The sequence below is a fragment of the Pseudomonas sp. NFACC56-3 genome, assembly GCF_900100025.1.
Classification (GTDB): domain Bacteria; phylum Pseudomonadota; class Gammaproteobacteria; order Pseudomonadales; family Pseudomonadaceae; genus Aquipseudomonas; species Aquipseudomonas fluorescens_AA.
Genome location: NZ_FMTK01000001.1, coordinates 105,346 through 119,721, shown reverse-complemented (window position 1 = coordinate 119,721; position 14,376 = coordinate 105,346). Strand labels below are relative to the sequence as shown.

Below are 14,376 nucleotides of genomic sequence, written 5' to 3'. Positions count from 1 at the left end.
ACTCATCCTTACTCTTCCATCTCTGATAACAGGCGCTGCATTTCGTCCAGGGCCTGGTCGGTCGTGGGCCCTTGGGGTTTCTCGATCTGCTCGGCGAGACCGGCAATCGTCGGGTTGTGGAACAGGCTGCGCAGCTCGATCCTGATCCCGAAACGACTCTCGACCTGGGTCATCAAGCGCATCGCCAACAACGAATGCCCGCCCAGTTCGAAGAAGCTGTTGAACACCCCCACTTGCGGCAATTCGAGCAGGTCCTGCCAGATTTCGGCCAGTTGCTGCTCCAGCTCGGTGCGCGGCGCCACCCCCTGTACCGTGACTGGCTGCGGCGCTGGCAAAGCCTTGCGGTCGATCTTGCCGTTGGCATTGAGGGCCAGGCGCTGCTGCGTGATGAAACCCGCCGGAATCATATAGCCTGGCAACAGGCCTTCCAGGTACCGACGCAGTTCTGCCTGGTCAACGGCGCTCGGTGCTTGCAGCCAGGCGAACAGGCTTTGGCTGCGCGGCTCGATCATCACCACCGCCTCCTCCACACCCGGGTAACGACGCAACAACGATTCGATCTCGCCGGGCTCGATGCGGAACCCGCGCACCTTGACCTGGAAATCGCTGCGACCGACATAGGCCAGTCGACCGTCATCGCGCCGGCGTACCAGGTCGCCAGTGCGATACATGCGGCTGCCAGGCTCGCTGGCATAGGGGTCGGGCAGGTAGACCGCTGCCGTGGTCGCGGCGGCATGCTGATAACCACGGGTCACCCCGGCGCCGGCGATATACAGTTCGCCGGTGGTGCCCAGCGGAACCGGACGCAGCCTTTCATCAAGCACATAGCAGCGGGTATTGAGCAGTGGCGAGCCAATGTCGGCCACACCGGACGGCACCTCTTGCAGCGCCTGGGTGGTCGACCAGACGGTGGTTTCGGTCGGGCCATAGGCGTTGATCAACACCACGCCCCGACTGCGCAGCTCGGTCACCAGCTCAGCGGGAACCGCCTCACCACCGATCAGCCCGCGCACCGGCGGCCAGTCGGCCTGGGCCGTTTCCAACAGGATCTGCCAGCCGGCGGGAGTCGCCTGGAACACGGTCGCGCGGCGCAGCAAGGCAAACAGTTGGTAACCATCGACGACCTGCTCGCGACGAGCCAACAGTATGGCCGCGCCATTGACCAGCGGCAGGAACAGCTCCGGCTTGCACATATCGAACGCGTAGGTGGTGCTGGCCAGCCAGACATCCGCGGTGCCAAGGGGTAATTGCCGATCGAGACCGGCCAACAGGTTGCTCAGGTTCTCCCGTGTGACCTGCACGCCTTTCGGGGTGCCGGTCGAGCCCGAGGTGTAGATCACATAGGCGCGTTGCGCGGGGTGGACCGCCTGCACCGGGTTGTCAGGACTGCACGCCTCCAGCGACAACTGATCGAGCCAGATAGTGTCGACGCTGCCCAACACATCGCCACACAGGCTTTCGCTGAGCACCAGGGCCGGACGTGCATGCTCGATGATGAAGCGCAGGCGGTCCGCCGGGTGCTGTGGATCCAGCGGCAGGTATGCCGCACCGGCTTTGTGAATGGCCAGCAGGGTTGGCAGCAACCATGGGCCGCGCGTCAGGCACACCGCAACCAGGTCATCCGTGCCGACGCCGCGCGTGCGCAACCAATGGGCCAGGCGATTAGTGAGGGCGTTGAGCTGGGCATAGCTCAATTGCTGATCCTGACAGTCGAGCGCCAACGCCTGGGGCGTCAGCGCCACTTGACGTTCGAAACGGGCAATCAGGTCCGCTTCGCGGAGCAAGGTCTCGGTCGTCTGGTTCCAGGGGCGCAGGGCCAGGGCATGATCGGTATTGGCCAGGTCGATGTCCCAGAGGCGCGCCTGGGCATTTTCCAGCATGCCTTCGAGCAGGTGCAGGTATTCGTCTGCATAGCGTTGGGCCGTCCGGGCCAGGAACAGGTCGGTGTTGTATTCGAGCACGCATTGCCAGTCATCACCGTATTGCTCGATGTGCAGGCCGATATCCACCAGGGCGCTGTCGCTTTCCACAGCCAGCCGCTGCGCCGACAAGCCGGCGAAACGGTCCTCGCCCTTCGCGGTATCGCGCTGGATCAGGTTGAACAACGCCTGGAACAGCGGGGTGTGGCTGAGGTCGCGGCGCACGTTCAACGCTTCCACCAAGCGTTCGAACGGCACGTCCGCATGCTGCTGGGCAGCCAGGTGAGTGGCTTGCAGCTGCTGCCAGAACTGTTCGACCGGCTGCTGGGCATCGATGTGGCTGCGCAACACTTGGGTGGTCGCGAAGTAGCCGATCAGGTGATCGGTGTGGGCCTGGTGGCGATGGGCGACTGGCAGGCCGATCCAGATTTCACGCTGGCCCGAGTGCCTGGCCAGGAGGATTTTCCAAGCGGCCAGCAACGGCGCGAACGCGGTCAGCCCATGGTGTTGCGCAGTCTCGCGCAGACGCCTGACCAACGGTGCCGGCAGGCTGAAGCGCAAACGCTGGCCGTTGTAACCTTGCTCGGCGGGCCGTGGCTTGTCAGTCGGCAGGTTCAGCACCGGCGGCTCCCCTTCCAGGGTCTGCCGCCAGTATTCAAGCTGCGCTTCGATACGCGCCTGCCCGGCCGGGCTTTGCCAACTGGCTGCGATGTCCGAGAACTGCAGCGGCAGTGACGGCAGGCAAGGGCTGCGCTCTTCCAGCAGGGCCTGGTAAATCAGCTGCAGCTCGTCGAAGAAAACTTCCAGCGAACGGGCATCGGCAATGATGTGGTGCAAGGTGACCTGCAGCACGCTCAGGTTCTGGCCCTGATACACACGAACCCGCCACAACGGTGGCGCCGTCAGGTCAAAGGGACGTTGTGCTTCCTGGCTCAGTTTCAGCGCGAAGACGGGCGAATGTTCGTCTGTTTCCAGCGCCTCGAAGCTCAACGGCACGGTCGAGTGCGCTTCGACAGACTGCCGCGCCCCATCGGCCGTGTCGCTGAACACCGTCCGCAAACTGTGCTGGCGGATGCTCAGTTGGGTCAGCGCCTGCTCCAGCAACGCCGGTTGCAGGTGACCTTCCAGACGCAAGGCGAGAGACAAGTGATAAGCCTGGGTATCCCCCTGCAGACGATCGAGGAACCACAAACGCTGCTGAGTGAAATGCAGCGGTGCCAGGGGCTCCTGGAAAGGACGCAGGATGCCCTCGGCTTCAACGTCCTTGGCCGCCACCTGCGCCGCAAAATCGCGCAGGACAGGCTGCTCGAACAGCGTGCGCAAGGGCAGGCGCCGGCCATGCTGCTCGGCAATCCGTGCCACCAGACGCGCCGCCAGCAACGAATGACCGCCCAGGGCGAAGAAGTTGTCGTGCGCACCGATGTCGGTGCATCCCAGCAGCTCCTCCCAGAGTCTGGCCACCTCCCGCTCCCATTCGCTCGACAACGTGCCGCGCTGGCCGTCGCGTTGTTGCGGCGCCGGCAATGCCTTGCGGTCTACCTTACCGCTCGGGCTTAGCGGCAGGGTGTCCAGGCGAACGAACTGGCTCGGCAACATGTAGTCCGGCAATTGCGCGCCGAGTGCCTTGCGCAGCACTGTTTCATCCAGCGCATCGCCGGCGTAGTAACCCACCAGGCTCGCTGTTTCACCGCTGCCCAGCAGCACGACCGCCGCTTCGCGGACCCCGGGAATACGGGCCAGCAGCGCTTCGATTTCACCCAGTTCAATCCGGAAACCGCGCAGCTTGACCTGGAAGTCCAGACGTCCCAGGTAGTCCAGACTGCCATGGCTGTTGCGGCGGACCCGGTCACCGGTGCGGTACATACGCGCACCGGGTACGAACGGATCCGGCAGGAAAGCCGCCGCGGTCAGTCGTGGCGCGGCGAAGTAACCCCGACCGAGGTTGGCCCCGGCCAGGTACAGTTCACCGGGCACCCCAGCGGCCACCGGCTGCAAATCGGCATCGAGGACATACGCGGCGGTATTTGCCACCGGACGCCCGATCGGCACCTCCACGCCCCCCTCATCGCCGCTGCGCACTTCAAAGGTGCTGTAGACCGTCGCTTCTGTCGGCCCGTAACCGTTGATGACCCTGGCGCCCCGCCCCTCCATGGCTTCGGCCAGTGCGCACGGCAAGGCCTCTCCGCCGGAAACGGCCCGCACGCCTTGCCAACTGCGCGAGGTATGCGCCACCAGCATCCGCCAGGTCGCTGGCGTGGCCTGCATGACCGTCGGCTGCCCGGCCATCAGCAGTTGATCGATCGCTTGCGGATCACGCGCCTGCTCGCGATCGGCCATCAGGATGCTGGCGCCCTGTGCCAACGGCAGCAGCAATTCGACAATGGCAATATCGAAGGTCGCGGTGGTCAAGGCCAGGACCCGGTCCCGGGCCGTCATTGGCAGGGCCTGCTCCACCGCGAGCATCAGGTTCATCAGGTTGCCACGGCTGATCGCCACACCCTTGGGCTGCCCGGTGGAACCGGAGGTATACAACACGTAAGCGAGCTGGTCCGCCGTCGATACCGGCGCCTTGTAGCGATCGGTCGCGCTCGCGACATCGATGTCCAGCAACGCCACGCCGCTGTTCCACTGCGCCAACACCGCCAGGCTCGCGGCAGTTCCCAGGCACAACTTGGGTCGCGCCGCTTCAAGGATGTAACGGCCACGTTCCGGCGGCGTGTCTTCGGCCAATGGCACGTAGGCGGCACCGGCCTTGAGAATCGCCAGCATCGCCATGGGCAAGCGGGCATCACGGGGCAGACTGAGGGCCACTCGATCCTCGATGCCAACGCCATGGGCCTGCAAGGTTGCCGCCAGTTGCTCGGCAGCCCGGTCCAGCTGGGCGTAGCTCAGGCGCTCATCACCAGCCAGCACGGCCAGCGCTTCGGGTTGACGGGCTACCTGAAGTGCAAAGGCCTGGAGAATATCCTGATGGCCCGTGACGCCAGGGCCCTCGATGCGGGCCGGGGAGGTTTCGGTCGATTGCCACGCCAGCTCACCCAAGGCTCGCCCCGGCTGCTCCAGCAGCGCATCGAGCAAGGCCAGATACTGCTCGGCCATCGCTTGGGCGGTCTGTTCGCGGAACAGGTCGCTGCTGTATTGAAGGCTCAGGCTGATGCCGTGCTCGCTGTCACGCACGTCCAGATGCAGGTCGCACAAGGCGCTGTCCGGACGGTTGTCCAACGGCTCGGCGATCACATCGGTCAGTTCGAAACGCTCCAGGGCATTGCCCGGGAAGTAGTTGAACATGGCCTGGAACAGCGGGTTGTAGCTCACCTGCCGAACCACACCGAGCTGCTCGATCAAGTAGTCGAACGGCAAATCCTGATGGGATTGAACCGACACGGACAACGCTTGCAGTTCGCTCATCAGTTGCAGCAGGCTGCGTTCACCCGACAGCTTCTTGCGATACACCAGCGTGTTGACGAAACAACCGACCAGGGGCTGCAACACCCCATGGTGCCGGTTGGCCACGGGAACGCCGACCAGAATGTCGTCTGCGCCGCCGCGGCTACGCAACAGCAGCTGGAACGCGGCCAGCATCGGGATGAAGTTGCTCCAGCCATGGCGGGAGCTGAAGGCGCGCAAGCGTGCCGCCAGGGCGTCGGGCAGGCGCCGTTCAACACGCCCACCGGCCTGGCTCGCCTGGGCAGGACGAGGAAAGTCGGCCGCCAGCTCCAGCACCGGCAACTCGCCAGCCAACTGCTCGCGCCAGAAGGCCAGTTCCTGCTCGCACGCCTTGCTGTTCATCCATTGGTGTTGCCAGAGCGCGTAGTCGGCGTACTGCATCGACGGGGCCGGCAGCGCGGGCGACAGCCCTTGCCGCAGGTCGCGGTACTGCTTGCACACCGCATCGATGATCAACTGCAACGACCAGCCATCGGCCACGATGTGATGGCAGTTCAACGACAGGACAAAAGCATCCGGTGCCAGGCGATAGAGTCTGGCGCGCAGCAACGGAGCCGTTTCCAGCACGAACGGTGTCATTGCATCCTGCCGCAGCAAATCGTGCAGTGCCTCTTCGCTCTGCACGTCGATCAACGGCAAATCGAGCTCGGTGCGGGCCAGGATCACCTGGCTCGGCCCTTGAGCTTCGTTGATGAAACCGGTGCGCAACACTTCATGCTGATCGACCACAGCCTGCAACGCGGCCTGCAGGTCGGCGATGTGCAACTGGCCGGTCAAGCGAACGGCGCCCGCCAGGTTATAGGCGGGGCTGTGGGGATCCAGTTGTTGCAGGAACCAAAGCCGTTGCTGGGCAAACGACAGCGGCAGCGTCTCAGGACGCGGTAACAGCGTTGGCGCTGCCTTCACGGTGCCGGCCTGGTTTTCCAGCCAATCGGCCATGGCGGCGATGGTCGGGCGCTCGAACACCACGCGCAGCGGCACATCCTTGCCCGTGAGCTTGCCGATCAGGCCAATCAGTTGCGTGGCCAGCAGCGAGTGACCGCCCAGCTCGAAAAAGTTGTCTTCGACCCCGACCTGGCCGAGCCCCAGCACGCTTTGCCACGCCTCGACCATCTGGCCTTGCAACTCGCTGCTCGGCGCAACGTAGCGGGCCTGGCTCTGGGCGGCGAAATCCGGTGCGGGCAAGGATTTGCGATCGATCTTGCCGTTGCCATTGAGGGGAAAGCGCTCCAGGAACACAAATGCCCCCGGCGTCATGTAGGGCGGAAGGTTGCCCAGGACATGCTCGCGCAAGGCCTCGATGCTCGCTTGTGAATCCCCCACCACATAGGCCACCAGCACCTTGGAACGTTGCTGATCATCACGGGCGACGACCACCGCTTCCCGGACGCCGGGGTAACGGCTCAGGCAGGCTTCGATTTCGTCCAGTTCGATGCGGTGTCCACGGATCTTGACCTGATGGTCGGTCCGGCCCACGTATTCAAGGTCGCCATTGGGCAGGAAGCGCGCCAGGTCTCCCGTGCGATAGAGACGGGAACCATCGTTGGCGATCGGGTCCGGCAGGAACACCGCCGCCGTGCGCGCCGGGTCTGCCATGTAGCCGCGGCCGACGCCGACGCCGGCAACGAAAATCTCCCCCACCGCGCCGGCCGGTATGGGTTGCAGGTCGGCATCGAGCAGGTACAAGCGGTTGTTCAGCGTGGCGCGACCGATGGGCACGTTGATGCGCTGTTCCGGCAACCGTTCGAGCAATGGATGGAAGGCGACATCATCGGAGCATTCCGCTGGCCCGTAGGCGTTCATCAACGGGATGGCGGGATAGCGGTCGAACCAGCGACGCGCCAAGGCCGGTGGCAACGCCTCGCCGGTGGTCAGCACCCAGCGCAGGCGCGAACGCTCGAGCCCTGCGTCGAGCAGGCTCTGCATCAACGATGGCACGGCTTCGAGGATACTGATGCCGTGCCGTTCAATGGCCGACGCCAGCGCATCGGGATCCTGCACGATGCAATCGCCGAGAATCACGGTGCGTGCCCCCAGCACCAGACCGGCAAGGGTCTGCCAGACGGAAATGTCGAAGCATTGCGGCGCGGTCTGGGCAATGACATCGGTCGCATCGAGCCCCAGCCCCGGCAGTTTGCCGAGGATGTTGTTGAGCATGCCGGCGTGCGCCACCATGGCCCCCTTGGGGGTGCCGGTGGAACCAGAGGTGAAGATGCAATAGGCCAACGAACGGTCGTGAACCGGGAGGTTCAGGTCTTCATCGCTATAACGGCTCAATACCGCAGGATCATAGCGTACGGACTTGGGACGCTGTTCGAGCAGGTCCACCGCCTCCATCGCCAGCTCACCCTGCCCCGCACTGTGCACCAGCAACGGCGTTCGGCTCTGGCGCAGGACCTGGGCCAGCCGCTGAGGCGGGTTGCGCGGGTCAAGGGGTAGCCAACCGGCACCGGCCTTGAGGGTGGCGACGATCATCACGACCAGGTCCAGGCCACGCTCGTCGAACACCGCGATCAAGTCGTCGGCGTTGACACCTTGGGCGCGCAGATGCCGGGCCAGACGGTTGGCGGCGCGGTTCAACTGATCGAAGGTCAGGCTGTTCTCGCCGTGCACCATGGCGATGCGCTCGGGCGTCTGGCGAACCTGTTGCTGCAATCGCTCGATGTACAAGGGTTGCAGCAGCTGTTCGTCGGCGGCCAGGCCGCCACCGGCCCAGACCTGATGCTGGTGCGCGATTTCACGCTCGTCGAGCATCGCCAAGTGGTGCAACGGTGTCTCTGGATTGCTGTGCAGGGCGGCGCCGATGTTCAACAGCAACGTGCGGAAGTGGCGCAACATCTGCTCGATTTCTTCGCGCAGGAACCAGTCGGTCTGGTAGGTCAATTGCAAATGCAGGCGTTCACCCGGAACGATCACCACCGTGATGGGATAGTTGGTGTGGGTGCGGTTGGCCATGTCGCTGATCAGGTAGTCCAGTTGCCCTTGACGCAAGTCGGCGGCAATGGGCGCGTTCTCGAACACGAACAAACTCTGGAACAGGTCCTGGCGCTGCACTTCGCTCCAGCGCTGGATGTCGGCCAGGGACACACTTTCGTGTTCGCGCAGGCTCAGGTTCTCGGTCTGCAAGGCCTTCAGCCATGGGGCCAGCGCGTCATCCGGGCGCCAGGTCCAGCGCAGCGGCAGGCTGTTGATGAACAGACCGACGATGTTTTCCATGCCTTGCAGGTGAACCGGCCGACCGGCCACCGTAATACCGAACACCAGGTCGCGATCGCCGCTGTAACGCGCCAGCAGCAAGGCCCAGGCCCCCTGCACCAGGGTGTTCAAGGTGATGCCGTGTTGGGCTGCCGCGTTTTGCAGTGCCCGGGTCTGCTCAAGCTCCAGATGTTCGACACAGTCTTCAACGGGCTCCGCAGCCCCCTGGATCCGGCCGACATGACCGAAGCCAAACTCGTTGGGGGTGTCGAACCCCGCCAGGCGCTGTTGCCAGAACGCCTGATGGTCCTCCGGCTTCTGGGTTTCCAGCCAGCGAATGAAATCGCGGTACGGGCGCGGCACCGGCAGGTTCAGGCGGCGACCTTCCTGGGCGGCCCGGTAGCCGTTGAGGAAGTCCATCATGATGATCGAGAAGCACCAGGCGTCCATCAGGATGTGGTGATAGCTGCGCACGAACTGGTAAGTGTCGGGCGCCAGCTTGTACAGCCTGACCCGCATCAGGGGCGCCTTGGTGAAATCCAGTCCCTGGGCCCGTTCTTCACTGAGCAAGGCCTCCAGGCGTTCCTGTTGCTCGCCTTCGCCTAGATGCGACCAGTCTTCATAGGTAATCGGCAGTTCGACCTGTTTGTGCACGACCTGCATCGGGCGCTTCTGCTGCTTCCAGACAAAGGAGGTGCGCAGCAACTCATGGCGCTCCACCACCTGCGCCCAGGCCTGACGGAAAGCCGCCAGATCGAGGTTCGGCATGACCATGACATGACGGTATTGCAACAGGTACATACCCTTGCCCGGGTGCAGCAGGCTGTGGAACAGCAGTCCCTGCTGCATGGGAGCCAGCGGATAAATCGCTTCGATGTTGCGCGAAAGTGCTTTGACCTTGTCGTTCATGCTGACGGTATCCGAACCTGTATGTATGGGGACGCAGGGTTAATCACTGCTCGAGTTGTTCGAGCAGCCCCAGGAATTCATCGTCGGACAAGCCGGAGTCAGCGAAGTCCGAAGCCGTGGCGCGACCCACCGTGGGCGCCAGGCAGTGCTCCAGCAAGGCAGCGATGCGCTGCTGGAACTGCCGGGCCAATTCGCCGACCAACGCGGGCTCGTGGATCTGCGGGTCATAGCGCCATTCGATGTGCAGCCGCCCTTCGTTCACCAGCGCGGTGACATCCAGCAGGTGCGTGCGGCGGGTGCTGTCAGCGCGCATGCCTGGGCAGATCGGCCGGGCCAATCGCCACAGGCTGGAGGCTTCGAGCCACTGGTCAACGCGCCCCAGGTAGTTGAAGGTCAACAGCGAGGCCGCTCCCAGGCCGTTGGCCGGGTCGAGGCGCAGCAGTCCATAACCCAGGCCTTGTTCAGGTAGGCGGCGCAGGGCCTCCTTGGCCGCGATGATCGAGTGCTCAGGGTCCCATGAGGTGTCGATGGCCAACGGATAGCGGCTGGTGTGCCAACCGATCGAACGGGACAGATCGGGACCTTGCTCCCAGCCGCTGCGACCGTGGCTTTCCAGTTCCAGGGTGACGCGTTCGCGTCCCTGCCACTGTCCAATGGTCCCGGCCAGGGCTGCCACCAACAGGTCCTGGACTTGAGTGCCGTAGGCCACGTGGCAATCGCCCAACAACAACTGGGTCTGCTCGACCGACAGTTGCGCCTCCAGCGTCCGGCTCTCACCGTACACACTGACCTGTTCAGGCACGCTGCCCTCAGCGGCCAATTGGTCGCGCCAGTAATCCACCTGGGCCAGCACCTCAGGTTCACCACGGTGGCGCTGCAAAGCCTCGCTCCACACATGGAAACCTGCCGTGACGGCGGGCAACACCGCGTCCGGTTGCACATACAGGCTTTCCAGCTCGTGCAGCAGAACCTGCCAGGACACCGCATCGACCAACAGGTGATGGGCCGTGCAGAGCAACTCCCGGCTTTGGGTGAAATACACCCAGCGGATCAAGGGTGCCTGGGCCAGGTTCCAGCCTTGCTGCGAACGTTGCAGCAGGGTTTCGGTCAAGGGGGCTTCCTCCACCCGGAACAGCGCGTTGACCTGATCCTGGGAAAAGCCTTGATAGCGTTGCTGCCAACCTTGCGAGGACGCTTCAAAGGTCAGGCGCAGGCTGGCATGACGCTCCAGCAACACGGCCAGGGCCTGGGTAAACCGTTCCTGATCCAGTGGCTCGTCCAGGGCCAGTAACAATGACTGGTTCCAGTGTTCGGCCAGGTTCTGTCGTTGGGCAAAAAACCAATCCTGGATGGGCGTCAAGGCAAACGCCGAGGTGGGCTCGGGCGCGTCGCTGGCGGGCCGCTCATTCGCCGCGCCAAGGTCCACCGCCTGCTCGGCCCAACCCCGCACGGTGGGAGATTCGAAGATCTGTTTGGGCTTGAGCTGCAGGCCCTGCTGTTTGGCCCGGGCGATGATCTGCAGACTCAGAATCGAGTCACCGCCGACCGCGAAGAAATTGTCATCGACTCGCAGGTCCGGGTTATTGAGAATCTCCCGGGCGATGTCGAGCAGGCGCCGTTCGACGCTGCGCTGTGGGGTCTGCACCACACGGGCCAAGGCCCGCACATTTTGCTCGGCGAACAGTTGCTTGGGCGTCATCAGAATCTGTTGCTGACGCGCCAGGGCGATGATTTGCAGGCCGAGAATGGAATCGCCGCCCAAGGCGAAGAAGTTGTCATCGGGCCCCACCTCGGGGTTGCCAAGCATCGTTCGCCAGATGTCCAGCAATGCGGCTTCCACGTTGCTCAAGGGCTGTTCGTTCGACTGCCCTGCCCCATGGGATGGCGCCGTCGCTTGCTCAGCCAGGCGCAACAACGCCTGACGATCGACCTTGCCGTTGGGCAACAAGGCAAAGGCGTCGAGACAATGCCATTGCGCCGGTTGCATGTAATCCGGCAATTGCAGTTGCAAGGCGGCCTGGATATCGGCCAGCGCGGCCGGCGACGCAACCAGGAAGGCGACCAGCCGATTGCCCGACAACGGTGTGGGGCAGTTCAGCACCCTGACGTCGTTGACCTGCGGCATGGCGCGCAATTGTGCCGCGACCTCGGCGGGTTCCACCCGGTAGCCCCTGATCTTGACCTGCTCATCGAGGCGACCGAGAAACTCCATCTGTCCCTGGTGATTGAGCCGTACCCGGTCACCACTGCGATAACCGTGCTCACCAAAGCGTGCGTGGTCGGCGTCGCTGGCACTGAGATAACCCAGCGCCACCGTCGCCCCCTGGATGTAGAGTTCGCCGCTGACGCCTATTGGCAACAGGGCACCGTCAGGGCCGCGCACGCTGACCTGGACATTGGCCAGTGGCCGTCCCAACGGTGCTGCGCCACTGGCATCGACCTCATGGGTCAACACCCCGACAGTGGTTTCGCTGGGGCCATAGTGGTTGACGATGCGCAAATCGGCTTTCAATGCGCGCAAGCGTGTCACCAGGTCGTGACTCAGGGCTTCGCCACCGACGACTAGGCATCGCCGTGGCAACAACCGCTGCGGGTCCTTGGCGATCAACAAGGCGTTGAAGTGCGACGGCACGATTTTCAGCAGATCAACGGGTTGGCGCGCCAGTACGGCAGCCAGTTCTTCGGCATCGAAGGCCAAGTCCTCGGCCAGCAGGCGCAGACAGCGGCCGCTCAGCAGTGCGCCAAACAGGGCGGTATGCCCCAGGTCCGTCGCACAACTGGCCAGGCTGGCCAGGCTCGCATCGGCCGGCAGGTCCAGACGCTCAAGGCAACCGGTCACGTAATGAATCAGGTTGCCCTGGCTGACTTTCACGCCCTTGGGCCGGCCACTGGAGCCTGAGGTGTACACCACGTAAGCCGCAAGATCGGCCCCCAGGGGCGCGCGCAAAGGTGATTCGCTGAACAAGGGAGCAGGCGGCAACGCCAACCACCGGACCTGCTCGGGCAGCCATTCGGGACGCTCGCCCTCACTGATCCACACCTTGGGCATGGCGTCCTGACAGATGTCCTGCAAACGTGACGACGGCCACTGCGGATCCAGCGCCAGGTAGGTCGCGCCACACTGCCACGTGGCGAGCATGTGCATCACCAGCTCACGACTGCGCGGCAGGCACAAGGCGATGCGCTCGCCGGCAAGGCTCGAGCTCTCCTGCAAACGTTCGCCACGGGCGACCGCTGCACGTCCCAGTTCGGCATAGCTGAGCGTACCCTGCTCATCCTGAAGGGCAATCGACTGGGGCTTGAGCCCACACTGTTGAGTGAATGCCTGCCAGGCGTTGCTCACGGCAACCGGCACATCCTCCCCTTTCAGGAAGGACTGCTGCTCGGGCGCCAACCAATCGAGTTCGGCAAACGGCACCTGGGGCTGCTCAATCGCCGCGAGGGCCAGGGCGACGAACTGGTCCCGATAGCGTTCGATCGTTTCATGGCGATACAACGCCTTGCTGTAACGCCACCGGCAAAGAAATCCTTCTTCTTCGTCGATGATCACCATGTTCAATTCGTGGGCCGCGCCTCGCTGCTCCGAGAGCAAGCGGTCGACGTATTGCTCGAACGGCGCAATGCGTTCCTTGTTCAGCGTGAACATGTGCTGGAACAGCGGCGCCCTGCCCGCTTGCCGCGGTAGGTCCAACTGCTTGACCAGGCGCGAGAACGGATAATGGCGGTGTTGCAGGGCCTGCTTGACGGTGGCGTCTACCTGCCTTGCCCACTCGCCGCTGGACAGATCCCGACGCAGACGGCAGCGGATGGGCAGCGGGTTGACCAGGTACCCCGGCAGGTTGACGTGTTCGCGCCGCAAGCGCCAACCACTGGGCGTTCCCAGGACAAAATCGTCCTGGCCCGAGAGTACCCCAAGAAATTGCTGGAACAGCGAGAACCACAGCACATACGGCGTCACCCCCCATTCCCGGGCGACGGCGCGAAACCGTGCCGTCGTGGACGGGTCGAAGCGGACCGACAACTCCCCACCCTTGAATGCCTGGGTGCTGCCATAGGGGAAATCCGTGGGTAGCTCCAGGGCCGGGGCTTCGGCCAACTGTGCCTGCCACCACGCCAGTTCTACCGGCTCGGCCGCTTCGCTACGAATATGCAAGTCACTGCAGTAGTCGCGATAGGCGTCGGGATTCACGGCGGGCAACGGCTGATCGTGGATCAGCGCGAACAGCTCATTGAGCACGATGTAGAACGTGGCCAGATCCGCCGCGATGTGATGGATCACCAGCAGCACGGTGTGCTCGACATGGCCGTCACGTGCGTTGCTCAACAGGACGACCCGGCTGACGTCGCCGTCTTCCAACCTGAAGGGACGATCGGCCGACTCAGTGATACGTTGCTGCAACGTCTGCGCATCCGCGTCTTGCAATGCCACACACTGCAACGGCTGGACATGCTCGCGATGCCCCCACTGCAGCAATTCACCGTTACGCTCGGCGTAGGGCGTGCACAACAACGGATAGCGCCTTTGCACCGTCGTCCAGGCATCTTGCAGGCGCTCGGGCAGGTCTTGGGGAGCCAAGCGTGGCTTGATCCGTCCGGCATAGGCAATGTTGTAGGCGCAGCTGTCAGGCTCCAGGCGCTGAAGAAACCAGAGGGCCTGTTCGTTATCCGTCAGTGGCCGGGCGTCGAAATAGTCGGGGTGCCGTTGCAGCCATTGCAGCACTTCGGCGTTGCGTGCGTGGAGCTGGGCACTGAGTTCCTCATCCAGCGCGCCTGGCGATCCGTGGGTAACGATTACGCCACCTTCGGCTATCGATAGGCGAACTCCACGCAACCAGCAGCGATGCATCAGGCGATCGAGCATTTGATGTCCTTCATTGTGCTTGTTCGAAACAGGCCGCCCATTGCG

2 protein-coding genes are annotated in these 14,376 nt (G+C 63.7%); both read right to left on the bottom strand.

The genetic code is table 11. The features are described from left to right. Nucleotides 1-8 precede the first annotated feature (8 nt). Complete coding sequence (locus tag BLO80_RS00485; RefSeq protein ID WP_092326041.1) at nt 9-9,470, bottom strand: non-ribosomal peptide synthetase; 9,462 nt, start codon at nt 9,468-9,470, stop codon at nt 9-11. 43 nt (nt 9,471-9,513) lie between these two features. Then, entirely contained in the window at nt 9,514-14,331 is a 4,818-nt protein-coding gene (locus BLO80_RS00480) for a non-ribosomal peptide synthetase (RefSeq protein WP_092326039.1), read from the bottom strand. Nucleotides 14,332-14,376 lie beyond the last annotated feature (45 nt).